The sequence below is a fragment of the Rhodococcus sp. NKCM2511 genome, from assembly GCF_014905595.1.
Lineage (GTDB): Bacteria > Actinomycetota > Actinomycetes > Mycobacteriales > Mycobacteriaceae > Rhodococcoides > Rhodococcoides fascians.
Genome location: NZ_BNHJ02000001.1, coordinates 353311 through 375717, shown reverse-complemented (window position 1 = coordinate 375717; position 22407 = coordinate 353311). Strand labels below are relative to the sequence as shown.

Annotated in this window: 15 protein-coding genes and 1 pseudogene; 11 read left to right on the top strand and 5 right to left on the bottom strand. The window is 65.7% G+C overall.

The annotated features are described in order from the left end of the window. Positions 1–11: 11 nt before the first annotated feature. The 3 genes from JLZ96_RS01520 (at position 12) to JLZ96_RS01510 (ending at position 4824) form a co-directional block, all read left to right on the top strand. Entirely contained in the window at positions 12–1715 is a 1704-nt protein-coding gene (locus tag JLZ96_RS01520) for an ABC transporter substrate-binding protein (RefSeq protein WP_201009389.1), read from the top strand. Next, positions 1712–2269 carry an adenine phosphoribosyltransferase gene (locus JLZ96_RS01515; RefSeq protein WP_094621915.1) on the top strand — a complete coding sequence of 186 codons (558 nt, stop codon included), beginning with the start codon at positions 1712–1714 and terminating at the stop codon, positions 2267–2269. Before JLZ96_RS01520 ends, JLZ96_RS01515 begins: the two co-directional genes overlap by 4 nt. A 236-nt stretch (positions 2270–2505) precedes the next feature. After that, positions 2506–4824: a RelA/SpoT family protein gene (locus JLZ96_RS01510; RefSeq protein ID WP_308436828.1), complete on the top strand. Its 2319-nt coding sequence runs from the start codon at positions 2506–2508 to the stop codon at positions 4822–4824. A 71-nt stretch (positions 4825–4895) separates the two neighbouring features. Here JLZ96_RS01510 and JLZ96_RS01505 read toward each other — a convergent pair whose 3' ends face one another. Continuing rightward, positions 4896–5693 carry a peptidylprolyl isomerase gene (locus JLZ96_RS01505; protein WP_236253802.1) on the bottom strand — a complete coding sequence of 266 codons (798 nt, stop codon included), beginning with the start codon at positions 5691–5693 and terminating at the stop codon, positions 4896–4898. Beyond that, positions 5690–6553 carry a peptidylprolyl isomerase gene (locus tag JLZ96_RS01500; RefSeq protein ID WP_027496954.1) on the bottom strand — a complete coding sequence of 288 codons (864 nt, stop codon included), beginning with the start codon at positions 6551–6553 and terminating at the stop codon, positions 5690–5692. The genes JLZ96_RS01505 and JLZ96_RS01500 overlap by 4 nt, the downstream gene beginning before the upstream one ends. A gap of 191 nt (positions 6554–6744) precedes the next feature. Between JLZ96_RS01500 and JLZ96_RS01495 the strand changes: the two genes are divergently transcribed. Genes JLZ96_RS01495 through JLZ96_RS01485 form a run of 3 tightly spaced genes read left to right on the top strand, consistent with a single transcriptional unit; the run spans position 6745 to position 9339 of the window. Continuing rightward, positions 6745–7437, top strand: coding sequence for an MBL fold metallo-hydrolase (locus JLZ96_RS01495; protein WP_201009387.1), 693 nt, complete (start codon positions 6745–6747; stop codon positions 7435–7437). Between the two features lie 2 nt (positions 7438–7439). Next, positions 7440–8711 carry a histidine--tRNA ligase gene (gene hisS, locus JLZ96_RS01490; RefSeq protein ID WP_201009386.1) on the top strand — a complete coding sequence of 424 codons (1272 nt, stop codon included), beginning with the start codon at positions 7440–7442 and terminating at the stop codon, positions 8709–8711. Then, positions 8701–9339 (top strand): hypothetical protein, encoded by a 639-nt coding sequence (locus JLZ96_RS01485; protein WP_201009385.1) that lies wholly within the window; start codon positions 8701–8703, stop codon positions 9337–9339. Before hisS ends, JLZ96_RS01485 begins: the two co-directional genes overlap by 11 nt. 13 nt (positions 9340–9352) lie before the next feature. On the opposite strand, the gene JLZ96_RS01480 is transcribed toward JLZ96_RS01485, so the two are convergent. Beyond that, complete coding sequence (locus tag JLZ96_RS01480; protein ID WP_032370476.1) at positions 9353–9823, bottom strand: DUF3237 domain-containing protein; 471 nt, start codon at positions 9821–9823, stop codon at positions 9353–9355. A 119-nt stretch (positions 9824–9942) separates the two neighbouring features. On the opposite strand from JLZ96_RS01480, the pseudogene JLZ96_RS01475 reads away from it, so the two are divergent. Continuing rightward, positions 9943–10971: pseudogene (locus JLZ96_RS01475) on the top strand (Rv2578c family radical SAM protein). 11 nt (positions 10972–10982) lie between these two features. On the opposite strand, the gene JLZ96_RS01470 reads toward JLZ96_RS01475, so the two are convergent. Then, entirely contained in the window at positions 10983–11900 is a 918-nt protein-coding gene (locus JLZ96_RS01470; protein WP_201009383.1) for a neutral zinc metallopeptidase, read from the bottom strand. Positions 11901–12069: 169 nt separating this feature from the next. Between JLZ96_RS01470 and aspS the strand changes: the two genes are divergently transcribed. Further along, complete coding sequence (gene aspS / locus JLZ96_RS01465; protein WP_027496961.1) at positions 12070–13857, top strand: aspartate--tRNA ligase; 1788 nt, start codon at positions 12070–12072, stop codon at positions 13855–13857. An 81-nt stretch (positions 13858–13938) separates the two neighbouring features. Here the strand turns inward: aspS and JLZ96_RS01460 are convergent, their stop codons facing one another. Beyond that, positions 13939–15003, bottom strand: a complete 1065-nt coding sequence (locus JLZ96_RS01460) for a hypothetical protein (RefSeq protein ID WP_063216655.1) — start codon at positions 15001–15003, stop codon at positions 13939–13941. Between the two features lie 230 nt (positions 15004–15233). Here JLZ96_RS01460 and JLZ96_RS01455 point away from each other — a divergent pair, with 230 nt between their 5' ends. The 3 genes from JLZ96_RS01455 to JLZ96_RS01445 all read left to right on the top strand — a co-directional run bounded on the left by JLZ96_RS01455 (position 15234) and on the right by JLZ96_RS01445 (position 22340). After that, complete coding sequence (locus tag JLZ96_RS01455; RefSeq protein ID WP_032400787.1) at positions 15234–18623, top strand: DUF2126 domain-containing protein; 3390 nt, start codon at positions 15234–15236, stop codon at positions 18621–18623. Between the two features lie 127 nt (positions 18624–18750). Beyond that, positions 18751–21435, top strand: a complete 2685-nt coding sequence (locus JLZ96_RS01450) for a circularly permuted type 2 ATP-grasp protein (protein ID WP_201009382.1) — start codon at positions 18751–18753, stop codon at positions 21433–21435. Beyond that, positions 21432–22340, top strand: a complete 909-nt coding sequence (locus tag JLZ96_RS01445) for a transglutaminase family protein (protein ID WP_032382091.1) — start codon at positions 21432–21434, stop codon at positions 22338–22340. The genes JLZ96_RS01450 and JLZ96_RS01445 overlap by 4 nt, the downstream gene beginning before the upstream one ends. Positions 22341–22407 lie beyond the last annotated feature (67 nt).

Genomic DNA, 22407 nt, shown 5'->3' with positions numbered 1-22407 from the left:
AGAGATGGAGAGTGCACGTGGAACGTAGGTGGAGCGCGGCACTGCTGGCAGCGGGTCTGGCCGCAGCGTCGCTCACCGCATGTTCGGCCTCGGAGGACAAGGTGCCTTCCATCGGGTACTCGTTCGACAACGTGGTGAACAACTACAACGCCAGGACCGTCGACGGGGCCGCGTCGGGAGCGCGTCAGGCGTTCACACGAGTCCAGGTCGGGTTCAGCTATCTGGGACCGGACGGTGATGCGCTGTCGGACAACGACATCGGTACCGTCGCGGTCGTGCCAGGGGACGTTCTGACGCTGCAGTACACGATCGCGCCTGCGGCGAAATACTCCGACGGCGCACCGATGGCGTGCGATGACCTGGTGCTGGCGTGGGCCGCCAACAGCGGCCGGTTCGCCACCGACCGTCCCCTGTTCGACGCGGCGTCGACGGCGGGATACTCCGACATCGCGAGCATCGACTGCGTCCCCGGGTCCAAGGACGCCACCGTCGTCTTCGCCCCGGGCCGCAGCTACCAGAACTGGCGAGCTCTGTTCGGCGCCACCGATCTGTTGCCCGCACACGTGGCTGCGCGCGCGGCCGGGGTACCGAACGTCGTCGATCCCATAGTGGCCGGCGATGACGGTGTCGTCTCTCGGATCGCCGATTTCTGGAACACCGGGTGGACGTTGACGCCCGGTTCTGTCGACACGTCTCTTTTGCCGTCGGCCGGTCCGTACCGCGTCGACTCGTACACCGCCGAGGACGGGTTGGTTCTGGTCGCGAACGACGCCTGGTGGGGCATTCCGCCCGAGACGCAGAGAGTCGTGATCTGGCCCAAGGGCACCGACGTCCCGGCGAAGATTGCCGACGGATCTCTGGACGTGATCGACCAGGGTGCGGGCGCGATCGATCTGGGTTCGACAGAGGGGTTCGAGACCGTCACGGAACCGTCGCGAGGCGTCGAGCAGCTGACGTTCGCGACCCAGGGCGCGCTGGCGGAGGCGAGTGCTCGCCGGGCCGTGGCCGCATGCATCCCGCGAACGGACCTGTTCGACACACTCGGGCACCCTGGCTTCGAGGCACCGCCGGCCGGGCCCGGCTCCAGCGTCGTCGATTCTCGGCTGATGCAACCGGACACACTGGTGTACCCCTCGGTGGCCGCGACGGTCGGCGACCGGTACCAGCGGTCGGACCTGGACCGCGCGGGCAGGGAACTGGCCGCGTCGGGTAACAGTGCGCTGACCGTGCGCGTCGGCTACCTGGCACCGGACGCGCGCCGCGCTCAGCTGGTCAGCCGAATGGCGAGCGATTGTGCGGCGGCGGGGATCACCGTCGAGGACGCGAGCTCACCGGAGTTCACGCCGTCCGCGCTTCGTGCCGGAACAGTGGACGCCGTTCTCGGCGGCGCGGGGTCGCTGCCAGGGCCGACCGGCTCGGCGTCGTCCGTCGTCGCACGGTACTCGTTGCGAACCGGTATCGGCCTCAACGTGGGCGGGTACAGCAACGGGCGGATCGACTCGATCGTCGACCAGCTGGCGGTGACCGACGATCCCGAGCGCGTGCTGGCGTTGGCGACCGAGGGCGAGAACATTCTGTGGAACGACATGCCGTCGCTTCCGCTGTACAGCGAGCCGCGCACCACCGTCGTCAGCGACGGTATGCAGGACGTCGTGGCCAACCCCACGGCGGCCGGTGCCGGCTGGAACATGGATCGGTGGGTACTTCTGAAATGAGCGATGCGACAGTGACTCAGGACGGCGGGGTGCGCGGTGATGCCGTATCGGCCGTGCATCGGCTGACGCGGTGGGTGGACGATTTTCCCGTGGACGGGGTGCGGTTCGGCGACCTGACCCCGGTGTTCGCGGAGGGGCCCGCGTTGCGCAGTGTCGTCACGGCACTGGCGGAGGGTTTCGAGAACGTCGATCTGGTGGCCGGCATCGATGCCCGAGGGTTTCTGCTGGGAGCGGGCGTGGGACTCGAGCTCGGTTGCGGGGTGCTCGCTGTACGCAAGGCGGGCAAACTGCCGCCGCCCGTGCACTCGCGAACCTACGATCTCGAGTACGGAACCGCAGAACTGCAGATTCCGACCTCCATCGAGCTGGCCGGTCGACGGGTGCTCGTGGTCGACGATGTCCTCGCCACCGGCGGTACCGTCGATGCGACAGCTCGGTTGTTGGCCGAGCAGGGCGCGGTGGTGGTCGGGGCGACCGTGGTGCTGGAAATCGAGGCGCTGGACGGCCGCGGCAAGTGCAGTGACTACCCGCTCGCCTGCCTGGTTCGAGTCTGAGGACTAAAGTCGACTGATACAGCGTCGACCGGATCTGTCCTGGCGTCGGCGCGAATGTGTGGCAGGAGGTGATGAGAGTGACCCGTTACATCGATCAGCCCTTGCCAGAGCGGCCCGCAGTCGCCGATCGGCCGGGAACCGGTGCGGATTCGGTCGCGTCCGGCGATACGAGCGCGGTCGTCGATACCGCAGTGGTCAACGATCCGGTGGGGGACAGACCGGGCGTGCGCGAGCCGGTGTCGGGTGATCCGGCACAGGCCGACGACCAGGCACCCTCGGGTGCACGCAATTCGGCACCCGTGCCCACCTCGGCCTCCCGTCGAGTTCGGGCGCGGCTCGCTCGTCGCATCACGGCCGGACGCAGCGCGGCGGTCAAGCCCGTCCTCGAACCCCTGGTCAGTCTGCATCGCGAGCTGTATCCCAAGGCCGATCTGACGCTGCTGCAGCGGGCCTACGACGTCGCGGACGAGCTGCATTCCACACAGATGCGCAAGTCCGGCGATCCGTACATCACCCATCCACTTGCCGTGGCGAACATCCTCGCCGAACTGGGTATGGACACCACAACGTTGGTTGCGGCCCTGCTGCACGACACGGTGGAGGACACCGGCTACTCGTTGGCCAAGTTGACCGAGGAGTTCGGCGACGAGGTGTCCCATCTGGTCGACGGGGTCACCAAGCTTGACAAGGTCGTACTGGGGACGGCCGCCGAGGGCGAGACCATCCGAAAGATGATCATCGCGATGGCGCGGGACCCGCGGGTGTTGGTCATCAAGGTCGCCGATCGACTGCACAACATGCGCACGATGCGATTCCTGCCCCCGGAGAAGCAGGCCCGCAAGGCCAAGGAAACACTGGAAGTCATTGCGCCGCTTGCTCATCGGCTGGGTATGGCCACCGTCAAATGGGAGCTCGAAGACCTGGCCTTCGCCATTCTCCATCCCAAGAAGTACGACGAGATCGTTCGGCTGGTCGCCGATCGGGCACCGTCCCGCGACACGTACCTCGAGAAGGTACGGGCCGAGATCAACGCCACACTGGCGGCTTCGAGAATCAGCGCCGTCGTCGAGGGACGTCCCAAGCACTACTGGTCGATCTACCAGAAGATGATCGTCAAGGGCCGCGACTTCGACGACATTCACGACCTCGTCGGAGTGCGAATTCTGTGCGACGAGATTCGCGACTGCTATGCCGCGGTCGGCGTCGTGCACTCGCTGTGGCAGCCGATGGCGGGCCGCTTCAAGGACTACATCGCGCAGCCACGGTACGGCGTCTACCAGTCGCTGCACACCACGGTGATCGGGCCCGAGGGCAAGCCACTCGAAGTGCAGATTCGCACCAGGGACATGCACCGCACCGCGGAGTTCGGTATCGCTGCTCACTGGCGATACAAGGAGACCAAGGGCAAGCACTCGCAGGACAACGCCGAGGTCGACGACATGGCGTGGATGCGCCAGTTGCTCGACTGGCAGCGTGAAGCGGCCGACCCGGGCGAGTTCCTCGAATCTCTGCGCTACGACCTGGCGGTCAAAGAAATTTTCGTTTTCACCCCGAAGGGCGATGTCGTCACGCTTCCCGCCGGATCCTGTCCGGTCGACTTCGCCTATGCGGTGCACACCGAAGTGGGTCACCGCTGTATCGGAGCCCGGGTCAACGGTCGCCTGGTGGCACTCGAACGAACCCTCGACAACGGCGAGGTGGTCGAGGTCTTCACGTCCAAGGCCGTCACGGCCGGGCCGAGTCGAGATTGGCAGGGCTTCGTCGCGTCACCGCGTGCGAAGACCAAGATCCGTCAGTGGTTCGCCAAGGAACGTCGCGAAGAGGCCCTCGAAGCCGGTAAGGACGCCATCGCGAAAGAGGTCCGTCGCGGCGGACTTCCGTTGCAGCGCTTGATGAATGCCGAGTCGATGTCGGCCATCTCCCACGAACTGCGGTACGTGGATGTGTCGGCGCTGTACACCGCGGTCGGTGAGAACCACGTTTCTGCTCGCCACGTCGTGCAGAGGCTGGTCGCTCATCTCGGTGGTGTCGGTGACGTCGAGGAAGAGCTCGCGGAGCGCTCTACGCCGTCGACCATTCCGACCAGACCGCGTCAGGTCGGAGACGCCGGGGTGCTGGTCACCGGTGCCGAGGGTGTCGTGGCAAAACTCGCCAAGTGCTGCACCCCTGTGCCCGGGGACGAGATACTCGGGTTTGTCACCCGCGGCGGGTCGGTCAGCGTCCACCGCACCGACTGCACCAATGCGCGGTCGCTCGAGGAGCAGTCCGAGCGCTTCATCGAGGTGCAATGGGCACCGTCGGCCTCCTCGGTGTTCCTCGTGGCCATTCAGATCGAGGCCCTGGACCGGCATCGGTTGCTCTCGGACGTCACGAAGGCTCTGGCCGACGAGAAGGTCAACATCCTCTCGGCATCCGTCGCGACGTCGGGCGATCGGGTGGCTATCAGCAAGTTCACGTTCGAGATGGGTGACCCCAAGCATCTGGGGCACGTGCTCAACGTCGTGCGCAACGTGGAGGGCGTGTACGACGTGTACAGGCTCACGTCGGCGGCCTGACCGAATTCCGACCCGATACGACAACAGGGTGAGCAGAAAATTCTGCTCACCCTGTCCTCGTTGCGCGGTAGTCAGGTTGCCGAGGTGATGACCACCGGATTCGCCGGCGCTCCGTCCTCTGCACCGCCGCTGACTCCACCGGCCGCAATAGCGTCCAGGGTCTGCAGGCCGGCATCGGAGATGGTGCCGAACACCGTGTACTGCGGCGGCAGCACCGAGTCGGCGTACACCAGGAAGAACTGGCTGCCGTTGGTGTCAGGGCCTGCATTGGCCATGGCCAGGGTGCCACGGGGGTAGACGACCGGGTTCTGGGCCTGCGCGGGATCGTCGGCGAACGCCGTTGTGGGGTATTCGTTGGCGAAGCTGTAGCCGGGGCCGCCACGACCCGATCCCGACGGGTCGCCGCATTGCAACACTTCGAGGCCGGGGGAGGTGGTCAACCGATGACACGGTGCGCCGTCGAAGTAGCCCTGCTGAGCCAGGCTGACCACACTGTTGACGGCGCACGGGGCCTCGGTACGGTCGAGCGTCATTCCGATGTCGCCCTGGGTCGTCGACAGCGTCACGTCGACCGTTCCGAAGACGTCGATGTTCTCGGTCGGAGGCGGAGCAACCTCCTTGGCGGCCGGAGACTCCGCCGGGTACGCACACGAGATCGTATCGGTGGTCGGCTGCGGAACGGGCGGCAGCGCACCGAACCGCGACAGATTCAGCGGCGGCCGCGGGGTGGTCGTCGTGGCCGACGTCGAGGCAGCGGTCGTCGAACCGGTCGGAGCGGGCGTGGCAGCGGTCTCCGTCGATCCGGAGCAGCCGGCGAGAAGAAGTGCCGCAGCGGAGGCTGCGATCACCAGACCGGGTACGCGTGTCACAGGTCGCTCTGCATCGAGGTGATGTCCACCGGCTCGGCCGGTGCGCCGTCGGAGGCACCGCCTTGCGCACCCTTGGCCGCGATGGCATCCAAGGTGGCGAGACCGGTCTCGTCGATCGTGCCGAAGGCGGTGTAGGCGGGCGGGAGTTGCGAATCGCCGTAGACGAGGAAGAACTGGCTGCCGTTGGTTCCCGGGCCGGCGTTGGCCATCGCCAGGGTTCCGCGGGGGTACAGGACAGGAGTCTGCGCGGCAGGGTCGCCCTCGGCGTACGTGTCGGTGGGGAACTCGTCGGCGAACTGGTAGCCCGGTCCGCCACTACCGGAGCCGGTGGGATCGCCGCACTGCAGCACCTGCAGGCCGGCACCCGTCGTCAGGCGGTGGCAGGTGGTGCCGTCGAAGTAACCCTGATTGGCCAGGGACACGAAACTGTTCACCGTGCACGGGGATTCGGGGTTGTTCAGTGTCAGGCCGATGTTGCCGGCGGTGGTGGCCATGCTGTAGCTCAAGGGCTCGTCGCTGGTGGGGATGTTCTCGGTGCGGGGAGGGGTGTTGGGCTTGGCGGCCGGCTGTGCGGCGGCAGGGTACGAACAGTTCACCGTCTCGGGCAGCGGTTCCGTACGGCCCGCAGCGATGATCGAATCGGCCGGTGCAGACGTGGTCGAGTCCTGCGCCGTGCTCGCGTCGTCGTCACCGCGGGTCACCACGAAGACGACCGAGACAACGGCCACGACCGCAACCACACCGAGGATGGAGCCGGCGATCGTCAACTGCTTCCGACGTCGTGCTCGCTCTGCACGTCGTACGAGTTGGCGTTCGAGCTTTCGCTTGGCAGCCTCGCGCCGTTGCTCGTTGCTGGGCAATTCGTGTCCTCCCGCTTGTCCTGGTTCGACCACGCCTGCTCGCTGAGCGGGTGGGTCGTGTGGTAGCCGGCCGACAATCGGCCAACGCGAGTTTGCCATCATTGCCTGAGAGCATGCTGGGGGGACCCGACGAGAACCTCCCCACTAAGCTGGCTCGGTACTTCGGCCTCTGCCTCTTAGGAGCGATTGTCTTGCTCGTCACCGGATTCCCCGCAGGAATGTTTCAGACGAACTGCTACATCCTCGCTCAGGACGACGCATCCGAGTGCGTCGTGGTCGATCCCGGCCAGGATGCCGCCGATCCGTTGGTCGACTTCCTGACGCGATCCTCGCTGACCCCGACAGCGGTGCTGCTGACCCACGGTCATCTGGACCACACGTGGTCCGTGGAGCCGGTCTGCTCGAAGTACGGAATCCCCGCATACATTGCGCCCGAGGACCGATACATGTTGGCGAACCCGATCAAAGGGACCGGTCCGACGCTCGCTGCCGTGCTCGGCGACCTCGAGTTCCACGAGCCGGACGAGGTGATCGAGTTGGCACACGAGCAACGTCTGAGCCTGGCGGGAATCGACTTCACTGTCGTGCACACTCCGGGGCACACGCAGGGCTCGGTGGTGTTCCTCGCCGAGGCGGACGGCCCCGACGGGACTGTTCCGTTGGCGCTGACCGGCGACACCCTGTTCGCCGGATCGATCGGCCGGACAGATCTGCCCGGCGGCGACCACGACCAACTTCTACGGTCCATCGCGTCGCGGTTGCTGCCGCTGAGCGACGACACCGTCGTGCTCCCCGGACACGGCGGCCAGAGTTCCATCGGCCAGGAGCGCGGGTCCAATCCGTTCCTCGTTGGACTCGGTGACCCCGAGCAAGGAAAGCTGTGACCGTGAGCAAGCCGACCACCTTTTCCGCGCCCAAGGGCATTCCCGATTACTTCCCCCCGAATTCGGCCGAATTCGTCGCTGTCCGTGAGGGCCTTCTCGGTGCCGCGCGCGCAGCCGGGTACGGCCACATCGAACTCCCGATCTTCGAGGACACCGGGTTGTTCGCCCGGGGAGTCGGCGAATCGACCGACGTGGTCAGCAAGGAGATGTACACCTTCTCCGACCGCGGCGATCGGTCGGTGACTCTGCGTCCCGAGGGGACTGCGGGCGTCATGCGTGCGGTGATCGAGCACGGCTTGGACCGCGGGGCGCTGCCGGTCAAGTTGGCCTACGCCGGGCCGTTCTTCCGGTACGAGCGCCCGCAGGCCGGCCGCTACCGCCAACTGCAGCAGGTCGGAGTCGAGGCGATCGGGGTCGACGACCCGGCGTTGGACGCCGAGGTCATCGCCGTGGCCGACGCCGGGTTCCGCGCCCTCGGTCTCACCGGTTTCAGGCTCGAGATCACCTCGCTCGGCGACGACACCTGCCGCCCGCAGTATCGAGAGTTGCTGCAGCAGTTTCTTTTTGCGCTTCCGTTGGACGAGGACACGCGTCGACGCGCCGAGATCAATCCCCTGCGGGTTCTCGACGACAAGCGGCCGGAGGTGCGCGAGATGACTGCCGACGCGCCGTTGATGCTCGACCATCTCTCCGATTCGGCGAAGCAGCATTTCGACGAGGTGTTGGCCTACCTCGATGTGATGAACGTTCCGTACCTGGTCAACCCGCGCATGGTTCGTGGGCTCGACTACTACACGAAGACGACGTTCGAGTTCGTGCACGACGGCCTCGGGGCCCAATCGGGCATCGGCGGCGGCGGACGCTACGACGGCCTGATGGAGCAGTTGGGCGGGCAGGCACTGTCGGGTATCGGATTCGGGCTCGGTGTCGACCGCACCGTCCTCGCGTTGGCCGCCGAAGGAAAGACCGCAGGCACGACGTCGCGGTGTCAGGTGTTCGGCATCCCGATGGGTGCCGCGGCCAAACTCGCGATCGTCGACATCGCAGCTCAGTTGCGTGAACGTGGAATCGCGGTGGACATGGCGTACGGAAATCGGGGCATGAAGGGAGCGATGAAAGCGGCTGATCGTTCGGGAGCACGCTACGCACTCGTGCTGGGCGATCAAGAGCTGTCGGCCGAATCCATCGTGGTGAAAGACCTTTCGAACGGCGAGCAGGAGACGGTCGCGTTGGCCGACGTGGTCGACGTCCTCGGAGTGCGCCTTGGCCGATGACCCTCGGCCCCCGGCAGGTCCGGTAGCCCTCGATCTGGTCTCGGCGGAGTTCCTCGCGCCGCGGTTACGCAAGATCGTGGTCGGTTCGCTGCTGCTCGGGGTCGTGCTGGGCGTCGTTCTGGCGCTCTTCGCCCCCGTGTGGGTGGCAGTCCTCGTCGGAGTGATCGTCGGTGGTCCGGCAGCGCTGTCGGGTTGGCTGGGATTGCGCCGCCGGGTGTGGCTCGACGGGCCCCGGCTGTGCGCGCGGGGACTGCGCACCCGACGGCTGAACATGCCGGAGGTGGTGACGGCGGAGATGACCATCCGCACGGCCGGAATCGACCAGATCTCGCTGCGGCTCTACGACGGTCGTACTCGCATCGTCCTGCCATTGGCGCTGTACACCAGAGGCGGCGGCCGCGAACTGCCGATTCTTGCGTTGCGCACGCTCGCCGATTCGCTGTGGACCACCGAACTCGTTCCCGCGGCGGCCATCGCGTCGGTGCTGGTGGATCAGCTGCGGGCCGAGGCTCGCGACGCCGGGCTCGACGAGCGACCTCTCTACCGAGCGATCGAACTTGTTCGCAGCAAAGGTCGCACTCCGCATGCGACGTTGACCGACCGTGAGGTCGCGCAGCTGCTCGGATGAGAGCGGACGGCTCTCAGGTCACCAGGAATGCGTCGAGCACCACGGCCTCGGCCGATCGTGAGCCGGAGGTGACGACGAGGGCCCGGTTGAGGTACGTGAACTTCGGAACAGCGGTCGACACTCGCAACGTGCCGCGGAAGTAGTAGGTCGCCGGGTCGACCTCTCGGTCGGGATCGTTCAGAGCGTCGATGACCTCGGCCGGTCCGAACTGGACTCCTCGGTAGTCGAGCGAAAGGTAACCGCCGGTTGCCAATTCGAGGACGAGATCGCTGCTGAACTCGGTGCACCCGTCGGGCCGGGTGACGCTGACGACGGTCGATCGAGCAGCCAGAGTGCCCTCGATGTCCGGGCCGGGTGCGGCCCCGCCGAGGACGGTGGTGACGACTCGGTCGCCTTCGGGCACCGAACCGATCTCGATGGCCGGTCCCAGGGTGAGGCCCAGGCGCAGAATGGGTTCCAGGGTCGGTGTGTTCGGGGCGGTCACGTGCGGTGCACTCCTAGGATCGACTTCGGGCCCTACGCTATCGCTTGTCGGCTGCCGGATCCGACCGGGGGAGCGATGCCGACCTTGACACGGCATAGAACAAATGTTCGACTGTGTGCATGCGATGGGCCGGTCAGACTCTCGATGCCGCAGACGAGGGCGCGCTACCGGGGCTGGAACGGTCCGGGCTTGTCCGCAGCCTGCAGACCCCGGAGTTCGAGGGCATCACATTTCACGAGGTGCTGTGCAAGAGTGCCCTGAACGAGGTTCCGGGCGAATCGCAGGTGCCGTTCTCGTGGACCGTCAATCCGATGCGCGGATGCTCGCATGCGTGCCGGTACTGCTTCGCGAGGCCGACACACGAATACCTGGACCTCGATTCCGGCAACGATTTCGACTCGCAGATCGTCGTCAAGACGAACGTTGCGGCAGTCCTCCGCAAAGAGCTCGCACGTCGATCCTGGAAGCGGGAGCCGGTCGCGCTGGGGACCAACACCGATCCCTATCAACGCGCCGAGGGGCGATATCGGTTGATGCCCGGCATCATTCGCGCGTTGACCGAGTCGGGTACGCCGTTCTCGATCCTGACCAAGGGAACGCTGTTGCGACGGGATCTGCCGCTGCTGACCCTGGCCGCACAGAAGGTCGACGTACACGTGAGCATCAGTTTGGCGATCCACGATGCAGATTTGCAGAAGCAGCTCGAACCCGGAACACCCAGTCCGCGAGCAAGGTTGGACCTCATCCGCGCCGTGCGGGATGCGGGACTCGACTGCGGTGTGCTGGTGGCGCCGGTCATTCCGTTTCTCACCGACGGAGCCAAACAACTCGACGGGCTGATCGCTGCGCTGGCCGAGGCCGGGGCGACGACCGTCACGGCGCTGCCGATGCATCTTCGATCGAGCACCAAGGACTGGTACATGAGCTGGCTGGTGAAGGAGCACCCGGCGTTGGTACGCAGATACCGCCAGCTCTACGGACACGGGGCGTACGTCACTCCCGAGTACAAGCAGTGGCTGAAGGCGAGAATCGATCCGCTGCTCGACACCTAGGGTTTCGCCGCCGACCAGACCCGCGCGTTGCCCGCGAACGAGCCTGCCGAACCCCGCGGGTTGGTGACCTCGGGGCCGGCACTCACGCTGTTCTGAGCAGTACTGGTTCAGGGATTGTCGAGGTCGCGAGCCGAGAACGTGTCGCAGGCGGCCACTTGTCCGGTCTCGTAGCCGGTGGAGAACCACGCCTGGCGCTGGGCGGACGAGCCGTGCGTCCAGCCCTCGGGGTTGACCCGGCCGGTGGACGCCTGCTGAATCCGGTCGTCGCCCACCGAGGATGCGGCGGACAGTGCGTCGTCGATCTGGGCGGAGGTCAGCGGTTCGAGAAATGGGACGCCGCTCTTCGGGTCGACGGTCTCGGCCGCGTAGTGCGCCCAGATTCCTGCGTAGCAATCGGCTTGCAATTCCACCCGCACGCCACCGGACTCGGGACCCTGAGGGTCTTGCTGTGCGCGCCCGATGTCGCCCAACTGGTTCTGGATGTGGTGGCCGATCTCGTGCGCCACGACGTACTCCTGTGCCAGTGGCCCACCGCTGGAGCCGAACTGATCGACCAGGACCTGAAAGAAGCTCGTATCGAAATACGCCGTGGAATCGGCCGGGCAGTAGAACGGCCCGACGGCGCTGGTGGCGTTGCCGCAGCCGGTGTTCGTTGCTCCGGAGAACAACCGCACGTCCGGCTGGACGTAGGCGACGCCGGTTTGAGGCTGCAGCTGCGATTCCCAGACGGTGTCCAGGCTTCCCACCGTGAAGTCGACGCGGCAGTTCACGTTGCTGTTCGCGTCTGCTACGTCGCAGTCGAGAGTTCCCGACGTCCCGGAGCCGTTCTGACCCGCAGAGCTGTCGCCACCGCTGATCTGGTTCAGGATTGCTCCCGGGTCGCCGCCGAAGAGCAGCGCGAGGACGATGATGACCAGCCCACCCGCGCCACCGCCGATCGCCAACTTGCCGCGTCCGCCGCCTCCGCCGCTACCACCGACGGAGACTCGGCCCGGTGTCGTTTGCGAGCCTTCTCTGAACGTCATGTTGGAGTTCCCCTCCGCCGAGCCCGCATCTGCGGTGCGAACCGATGCCGCCACTGTCGGCCTTAGCTTCGCATGCCGGGACGGCATCTCGTTTCCTTCTATGGTGATGTGCTCCGTAGGATCGGTGAGCGAAGAACACGATCAGCGGATTTTTCTCGAAAGGACACCCGTGCTGCGCACCCATCTCGCCGGCTCATTACGCCCCGAGCACGTCGACCGAACTGTGACGTTGACGGGATGGGTGGCCCGTCGACGCGACCACGGTGGCGTCATCTTCATCGATCTGCGTGACGCCTCCGGTGTGTCTCAGGTCGTCTTCCGCGAGGGAGCAGCACTCGAGCAGGCCCACCGACTGCGCGCCGAGTACGTGGTGAAGGTGACCGGCAAGGTCGAGGGTCGTCCGGAGGGCAACGCGAACTACGAGATCCCCACCGGCGCCATCGAGGTCGAGGCATCCGAGATCGAGGTCCTGTCCGAGGCCGCACCGTTGCCGTTCCAGCTCGACGATCAGCCCGGTGAGGAAGCACGCCTCAAATACCGCTACCTCGACTTGCGCCGTGAGGGCCCCGGCCATGCCATTCGACTGCGTTCGCACGTCAACGCCGCCGCCCGATCGGTTCTGGCGCACCACGAGTTCGTCGAGGTCGAGACCCCGACGCTGACGCGGTCCACCCCCGAGGGCGCACGGGATTTCCTCGTTCCCGCTCGTCTGCAGCCGGGTAGCTTCTACGCACTGCCGCAGAGCCCACAGCTGTTCAAGCAGCTGCTGATGGTCGGCGGTATCGAGCGGTACTACCAGATCGCTCGCTGCTATCGAGACGAAGACTTCCGTGCCGATCGTCAGCCCGAGTTCACCCAGCTCGACGTCGAGATGAGCTTCGTCACCCAGGACGACGTCATCCTGTTGGCCGAAGAAATTCTGGCGTCGCTGTGGAAGCTCGTCGGGCACCACTTCACGGCACCCATCCCGCGGATCACCTACGCCGAGGCCATGCGCCGGTACGGCTCCGACAAGCCCGATCTTCGATTCGACATCGAACTGGTCGAGTGCACGGATTTCTTCTCCGACACCACGTTCCGCGTCTTTCAGGCTCCGTACGTCGGTGCGGTCGTCATGCCCGGCGGTGCGTCGCAGCCCCGTAAGCAGCTCGACCGTTGGCAGGAATTCGCCAAGCAGCGTGGACACAAGGGCCTGGCCTACGTGCTGGTCGGTGAGGACGGCACCCTCGGCGGCCCGGTCGCGAAGAACTTGACCGACGCCGAACGGGACGGCCTCGCTGCGCACGTCGGCGCGAAGAACGGCGACGCGATCTTCTTCTCCGCCGGTCCGGTCAAGGCCTCCCGCGGACTGCTCGGCGCCGTCCGCGGCGAGATCGCACGCAAGCTCGACCTGATCGACCCCAAGGCGTGGGCGTTCGTGTGGGTCGTCGACGCGCCGCTGTTCGAGCCCACGTCCGACGCCACCGCCAGTGGCGACGTCGCCGTCGGGTCCGGGGCGTGGACGGCCGTGCACCATGCGTTCACGTCGCCGAAGCCGGAGTCGATGGACACATTCGACACCGATCCGGGATCTGCTCTGGCCTACGCCTACGACATCGTCTGCAACGGAAACGAGATCGGCGGCGGCAGTATTCGTATCCACCGCAAGGACATTCAGGAACGAGTGTTCGCGATCATGGGGATCGGCAAGGAAGAGGCCCAGGAGAAGTTCGGCTTCCTTCTCGATGCCTTCAGCTACGGCGCGCCGCCGCACGGCGGAATCGCGTTCGGTTGGGATCGCATCACCGCGCTGCTTGCCGGAGTCGATTCCATCCGTGAGGTCATCGCATTCCCCAAGTCCGGTGGCGGCATCGACCCGTTGACCGACGCGCCCGCACCGATCACCGCGCAGCAGCGCAAGGAATCGGGCGTCGACTTCACGCCGGAGAAGAAGGAAGAAGCGCCGACAGAGGCCTAGCCTCCACCCGAGGTCCGCAAGAACGAATGTCCCCGTAACGCAGTGCGTTACGGGGACATTCGCGTCTGTCGTGGTGCGAGATCAGCGCGCGGGAGTCAGGGGCCCGCCGGTGAGTACGCGGTAGGCGTAGTTGGTGGCGATCACCGAGACCGGAAGGGTGACGAGCAGACCGAGGCCGCACAGCACAATGCCGATGAAGTTGATGGCGGCGAGGGCCAGCAACAGCAGCAGGACCGGGCCGAAGTTCTTGACCGTCAGGTCGATAGACGACTTGATCGACTCGATCGCCGACTGGTTTCGATCGATCAGGAAAGTCAGTGCGAAGTTCGCGAGGAAACCGATCACGACCAGCAGGACGGTGCCCAGGAAAGGAACGAAGCTCAGCACGACGCTGGCCACCGTCCAGATCACAGCCAGTACCGCAATCTGCGGAACGTTCGTGAGTTGGAAGAACCTGCCGAACGTCGGCTTCTGTGGCCCACCCGTTTCGTCCAACGCTCCCCGTACGTATGCCGCATTCACGAAGTAGGACACGAATGTCGCGATCGTGGTCACCACCAGGAATGCGCCCGACGTCGCCGCGACGGCAGTACTTTCACCTCGGTCGGCAGCAGCGACCGCGGCCGTCAGGGTCGATGCGAACGTGACGATGAACACGGCGACGCTGACCGCCCACACGATGGCCGTGATACCGAGCCACGGTCCGGTGTTGGCCTTGAACTTGTCGAAGCCGTAGCTCAGTGCAGCACCGACGTCGAGTCGACCGGGGTTGGGTCCGAGAGGTGTCTGTCCGTAGTTCTGATTTCCGTAGTTCCCGTAGTTTCCCGGCGGCGGTGGGTAGTTTCCGGGAGGGGGTGGGTAGCCGCCCGGAGGCGGATAGCCGCCCTGAGGTGGGTAGTTTCCGGGCGGCGGTGGGTAGTTTCCGGGAGGGGGAGGATAGCCGCCCTGAGGCGGGTAGTTGCCGGGCGGTGGCGGGTAGCTGCCCTGATGCGGGTAGTTGCCGGGCGGTGGCGGGTAGCTGCCCTGATGCGGGTAGTTGCCGGGTGGTGGGTACCCGTTTCCCGGTGTCTGCGGCGTGTTCGGGTCCGGCTGGTCCGGGTTGGGTCCGCGACCGTATTGCGGTCCGTCGGGCGGGTTTTCACTCACGGTTCACCCTTCATGTCTGGCGTGGTATGTCGACGATTCGTCCGCATTTTCGAAGCTGAGCGAACCGTAGACCGATGAGGCGTGTCAAGGCGTTCGACACGTGGACGGTCGTGCGGGCCCGAATACCGTCGGGCATCGTCGATGGTTCGAATTCTTGCCGAGCGCACCGGGCCGGGGCCCACTAGGGTTGTTGTTTCTACCCATACCGGGACTATCACGAGGGGCTCGCCGTGGGCATCAAGGTTGCACTCGAACATCGCACCAGTTACCGATTCGACCGCACGGTCAAGATCTTTCCGCACGAGATCAGGCTGCGACCGGCACCGCATTCGCGCACTCCCATCGAGGCGTATTCGCTGAAGATCGAGCCGGCCGAGCATTTCGTCAACTGGCAGCAGGACGTCTTCGGCAACTTTCTCGCCCGCGTGGTGTTCCCCGAGCGAACCGACCATCTGTCCATCACGGTCGGACTCGTTGCGGACATGGCGTCGATCAATCCGTTGGATTTTTTCGTCGAGGAATGGGCGGAGCACTTCGGCTTCGCATACGAGGAACACGATCTGCCCGATCTCGAGCCCTATCTTCGCCCGGTGGACGAGGACAAGGCCGGTTCCGGGCCCGGGCCGGTCGTGTCCGCGTGGGTGGAGAAGCTGCAGGCCGCCGTCGTCGAGCGCGGAGAATCGTTGCGCACCATCGACTTTCTCGTCATGGCCAATCAGGCCGTGATGGCGGACGTCGGCTACTCGGTGCGGATGGAGCCCGGAGTGCAGACCCCGGACCTGACGTTGACGTCCGCCGTGGGATCGTGCCGTGACTCCGCGTGGTTGCTGGTGTCGGTCCTTCGTCAGATGGGCCTGGCCGCGCGTTTCGTCTCGGGTTACCTCGTCCAATTGTCCTCGGACGTGAAATCGCTGGACGGTCCGTCTGGGCCGGTCGAGGACTTCACCGACCTGCACGCCTGGACCGAGGTGTACCTCCCCGGTGCCGGTTGGGTCGGAATGGACCCCACCTCGGGCCTGTTCGCCGGCGAGGGTCACATTCCACTGTCGGCCACGCCGCATCCGTCGACCGCGGCCGCGATTTCCGGCGCGACGAGCAAATGCACAGCCGAACTGGACTTCTCGAACACGGTGGTGCGTGTTCACGAGGATCCGCGCACAACGTTGCCCTACACGGCCGAGCAGTGGGACGCGATCGAGGCCACGGCCGAGAAGATCGACCGGCGCATGCTCGACCAGGACATTCGATTGACCGTCGGTGGTGAGCCGACGTTCGTCGCCATCGAGAACCAGGAAGCGCCCGAGTGGAACACCACCGCAGACGGTCCGCACAAGCGCAAGCTGGCCAGCGTTCTCGCAGAACGACTTCGAACCATCTACGCGCCCGACGGCATGGTCCAGCGCAGCCAGGGCAAATGGTATCCCGGTGAGCCTCTCCCACGATGGCAGGTGGGTTTGTTCTGGCGCACCGACGGCCAGGCACTGTGGCACGACTCGGACCTCATAGCCGATCCGTGGTCGGCGGACGATCTGCGTCCTGATCCAGTCGACAATTCCGTATCGCAGAAGCTGATCGACCGACTGGTCGACGGATTGGGTCTGCCCGCCTCGCAAGCGCGTCCGGCCTACGAGGACCCGCTCGTCAAGCTGTTGGATCTGGTGCGTCAGCCCTACGGGGATCCGCCGGCCGACGCCGACGATCTCGAACCGGGGACAGATTCCGCAGCTGCGAGAAGGCTTCTCCTCGAACGGCTCGACGCCAGTACCGACGAACCGGCGGCATTCGTGTTGCCGATCTCGCGGACCGAGGACGGCACTGGCTGGCAGAGCGCAGACTGGAAGCTGCGACGTGGGCGAATCGTGTTGTTGGAGGGGGATTCTCCCGCCGGGCTCCGTCTGCCGCTACGAGCGATCTCGTGGGACGGGGGTCCGGTCGAGAACCCGGCCGATCCCACCGCACCGAAACCCGATCTGCCGACCCCGCAGCTGACGCAGCAACCACCCCGGGCCGTCGACCCGGCCGAGTCACGCTACGCGCAGGCGGTGCGGGAGACGTCCGGAGTGGGTGGAACTGCGGTGACCGCACTGGTCGCCGAGGTACGCGACGGCGTACTGCACGTGTTCATGCCGCCGATGGATCGATTGGACGACTTCGTCGATCTGGTCTCTCGGGTGGAGCGCGCCGCATCCGCGATCGAGACACCGGTCGTCCTCGAGGGCTACGGCCCGCCTTCGGATCCCCGTATCCAAACCCTCACGGTCACTCCGGATCCCGGGGTCATCGAGGTGAACGTTCAGCCGACGTCGTCGTGGGCGGAGCAGAACGAGCTGATGGAGCGCTTGTATCTCGAGGCGCGAAAATCACGGTTGAGTACCGAGGGTTTCGACAACGACGGCACCACCCGGGGCACCGGCGGTGGCAACCACATCACCCTGGGTGGCGTCACACCGTCCGATTCGCCGGTGCTGCGCCGACCGGACCTGCTGGTGTCTCTGTTGACACACTGGCAACGTCACCCGTCGCTGTCGTACCTGTTCTCGGGTCGATTCATCGGTACCACCTCGCAGGCCCCCCGAGCCGACGAAGGTCGTGAGGAGTCGCTCTACGAGCTCGAGGTTGCGTTCAGCGAGATCAAGCGTCTGACCGGTGCCGACCGTTCGGCATCGCCGTGGGTCGTCGATCGGGCGCTGCGGCACCTGCTCACCGACATCACCGGAAACACGCACCGTGCCGAGTTCTGCATCGACAAGCTGTACAGCCCCGACTCCACCCGCGGCAGGCTCGGTCTGCTCGAACTTCGCGGATTCGAGATGCCGCCGCATCATCAGATGGCGATGGTGCAGTCCTTACTCGTGCGCTCGATGGTCTCGCGATTCTGGGATACCCCGCTCGAAGCACCACTGATTCGGCACGGTGCCAACCTGCACGGTCGATACATGTTGCCGCACTTCGTGATCGGTGATATCGGCCGGGTCGCCGAGGACCTCCGCGAGCACGGCATCGAATTCGATACCAGCTGGCTGGACCCGTTCACCGAGTTTCGTTTCCCGCGCATCGGTACCACCGTCGTCGGCGATGCCGAGATCGAACTGCGCGGTGCAATCGAGCCGTGGAACACGCTCGGGGAGGAGTCGACGTCGTCGGGCACGGCGCGCTACGTGGACTCCTCGGTCGAGCGCATCCAGGTTCGCGTTGCCGGTGCCGATGTGGGCCGCTACCTGTTGACCTGCAACGGGGTGCCGGTACCGATGTTGCGCACCGAGCGACAGGACGTCCAGGTCGCCGGAGTTCGCTATCGCGCCTGGCAACCGCCGAGCGCGCTGCACCCCACGATCGAGGTGCAGAGTCCCTTGCGATTCGATCTGGTGGAGATGCAAACCGGACGCGCAGTCGGCGGGTGCTCGTATCACGTGGTGCACCCCGGCGGACGGTCGTACGACGGTCCACCGGTCAACTCGGTGGAGGCGGAAGCGCGACGCAACGGTCGTTTCGAGGAGGGCGGGTTCACGTCCGGCAAGGTGGACATAGCAAGATTGCTCGAGATGCACGCTCGCCAAGCGATCGACGTGACTGCGCCCGGCATGCTGGACCTGCGCCGGACCGGGGTTCACACGTCCTGAGGCGGGCAAGAAAAGAACGAGTCGACCGGTAGCGATTTCGGTCCGACGCGGAACGGGTGGATTCGGCAACGACCACGCCTCATCCGGCGACGGAGTGTGATCGACCGACGGAAGGAACAACGGCTCGATGGTGCCCGTGGATACCGCTCACAGCGAGGCGGGCCGCAGCGAGACGGCGGCCGGTGCGCCCGACCCCGTGTCACCCGACCTCGTGTCACCGTGGCTCGAATATCACGGTCGACGTGAGGCCGTGACGGGTCGCAGAGATCTGTTCGACGAGATGCTCGCTGCCGACGACAAGGTGCGTCCGCACTGGGCGGAGTTGGTCGACGGTATGCGCGACGCCGGCCCGGGTGCCATGCAGACGTTGCAGTCCCGGGTCAGCCGGCTGGTCGACGATCACGGAATCACGTACAACCCGATTCCGACGGGCGGCAACGAGCCCGGGCCCAGTTCCGTGCGGTGGGGATTGGACAGCGTCCCGTACGTCGTTGCAGCGGACGAATGGGATCGGCTCGAAGCGGGGCTGGTTCAACGTTCGCAACTGCTCGACGCCATCCTGACCGACATCTACGGTGCGCAGGAGACAGTCCGGCGCGGTCTGATTCCGCCCGAGCTGATCTTCGGCAACCCCGGCTATCTTCGACCGGCGCACGCCATCACCGTCCCGGGTCCGCATCAGTTGTTCATGCACGCAGCCGACATCGCGCGCGGGTCCGACGGCCGGTTCTCGGTCGTTGCGGATCGCACTCAGGCACCGTCCGGGGTGGGGTATGCGCTGGCCGATCGGCGAGTGATGTCGCGGGCGATGCCGGAGCTGTTCCAGGCGAGCAATCCGAGGCCGCTGTCGACGTTCGCTCGGGCGATGCGCTTAGCGCTGCGTGACGCTGCACCCGCGTCCGCCGAGGATCCTGTCGTGGTGGTGTTGACGCCGGGGTCGCATTCCGAGACGGCGTTCGATCAGGCTTATCTGGCAACGGTTCTGGGCTTCCCGCTCGTCGAGAACGCCGATCTGGTGGTGCGGGACGGCTGTTTGTGGATGCGTTCGCTCGGCACACTGCGACGGGTGGACGTGGTGTTACGACGCGTCGACGCCGAGTTCGTTGACCCGCTCGATCTGCGTCAGGATTCGCATCTGGGTGTGGTCGGTCTGGTCGAGGTCCTGCGGCGCGGTGCGGTGAGCGTGGTCAACACTCTCGGTAGCGGAGTCCTCGAGAATCCCGCACTGACACCGTTGCTGCCGGCTCTGAGCCGGGCTCTGCTGGATGAGGATCTGACTCTCGATTCGGTCCCCACCTATTGGGGTGGTGATCCGATCGCACTCTCGCACATGCGAACTCGCTTCCGATCGCTGGTATTGAGATCCACCGTGTCCCGACGCGCGGTCGTGGGTCACGATCTCACCGAGCAGGCGGCCCGGGCGCTGTGGGACGAGGTCGAGGCAGCTCCGTGGAAATGGACCGGTCAGGAAGTGCCGGAGTTCTCGCTGGCTCCGGTGGGTTCGTCGTGGGGCAGCGGGTCGGGGGAGCAGTTGGCGGTTGCTCCGGCCCAGGTCGGAATGCGCTTGTTCACCGTCGCGCAGCGGGTCGGCTACACCCCGATGCGAGGCGGTCTGGGTCAGGTCATGATCACGGCGCCGGTCACCGAACCACTGATCACCGTCGCCTCCAAGGACGTGTGGGTCAAGTCGGTGGAGAGGGTCACTCCGGCCGATTCTGCTCCGCACACCCCGCCTGCCACGGTGGAGGAGTTGCCGCAGTACGCCGCGTCCAACGTCGAGGTGGTCAGTTCCCCGCGTGTGCTGGGCGATCTCTTCTGGTTCGGTCGGTACAGCGAACGCGCGGAGGACATGACACGTCTGCTCATCGCCGCCCGGGAGCGGGATCAGGACTATCGCTCGATGCCGTGGCTCGACGGCAGCGACAGCCTGCCGCTTCTGCTGGAAGCGGTCACGAAGGTATCGCGCACGGGACCGGGATTCCTGGACGAGACGATCCGCGCCGATGCGATGGCCGAAATGCGTTCGCTGATGCTCTCGGTGGAGCGCCTCGGTTCACTGGCGCAGTCGGTCGATCGGATGCAACAGGCAGCTCGTGCGGTGCGCGATCAACTCTCGAACGACACCTGGGCAGTGCTCGCTCGCATCGACACCGCGCTCGATGAGTTGGGCGAGTCGGCCGTCAACAACGGTGCCCAGCTGGCTGCATCGCAATCGAGCGTGCTGCGCGGTCTGCTCGCGCTGTCCGGACTGGCGTCGGAGTCGATGGTTCGCGACGCCGGTTGGTACCTGATGGACGCGGGCAAGCGAATAGAGCGGGGATTGCAACTGACAGCGTTGCTGTCAGCGACTCTGAGTCACGCCCTGACGCCGTCCACCGAACAGGCGGTCATCGATTCGGTGCTGTCTGCGGCAGAGTCCTCGGTGATCTATCGCCGACGCAACAGTGGTCGTGCACGGCCGGCTGCAGTTGCGCAGCTCCTGCTGTTCGACGCCGGCAACCCTCGCGCACTGGTGTACCAACTCGACCGCCTTCGTGACGACCTCGGGGCGCTACCGGATGCGTCCGGTAGCTCGCGGCCCGAACAACTCGTCGAGCAGATGCGGGTTCGGTTGCGGCGCGTCGACCCGGGTGATCTGGAGTCGGTCGACGCCACCGGGCGGCGGGTGGAACTGATCGATCTCGTGGACGGTATTCACGATTCGCTCGAAGAACTGTCCCGAGTTGTTCTCGCGACGCACATGTCGCTGCCGGGCGGTACCCAGCCGCTGTGGGGCAGCGTCGGTGCGCGGATCGGAAGCGGGGCACGATGACGAGTCGTCGGTACCGAATCAAGCACATCACCACGTACACCTACTCCGATCGCGTCACGTCGTCCTACGGGCGAGGATTTCTCGCGCCGCGGGACATGGACGGGCAGCACTGCGTCGAGAAGTCGGTCACGGTGGAGCCGCCACCCACCGATCAATCGTTCGGCGTCGATGTCTACGGCAACGAAGACGTGTACTTCCACGTGACCAACGATCACGAGAAGCTGGTCGTCACGGCGGATTCGCTCGTCGAGGTGTACCCGCGGCCGGTGGACGAGACCACGTCGTGGCCTGCGACTGCCCCGTGGGAATCGGCCCGGATGGCCATGTTCGACCCCACCAGGACCGATGCAGCGGAGTCGGCACGTTCATCGGCGGTGGAGTTCGCCCTCGATCTGCCGACGCCGGAGATCACGGACGAGGTGCGAGCGTACGCCGCGCCCAGTTTCACGCCGGGGCGTCCGCTCGCGGACGTCATCGTCGATCTGACGCACCGAATCTTCACCGACTTTCGGTATCTGTCCGGGTCCACGACGGTATCGACCACCGTGGTCGACGTCCTCGCCGCACGTTCGGGGGTCTGTCAGGACTTCGCTCGGTTGGCCATCGCCTGTCTGCGGTCGCAGGGGTTGGCGGCACGGTACGTGTCGGGCTATCTCGCCACGGAACCGCCACCGGGCAAAGAACGCATGATCGGTGTCGATGCGACCCACGCGTGGGCCGCGGTGTGGATGCCCGACGACCGCTGGCTGGCCTTCGATCCGACCAATGATCAGCTGGTCGACGAGCGGTACGCGACGGTCGCCTGGGGCCGCGACTATGCCGACGTTCCGCCGTTGCGCGGGGTCATCTACACCGAGGCCGAGAAGAGCACGATCGCGGTGTCGGTCGACGTTGCACCAATGTAATTCGCGCTGCATACTTTGGTGGCTTCGGGGTAACCGGCCAGCTGGTCGGGTCTACGAATGGGATCTC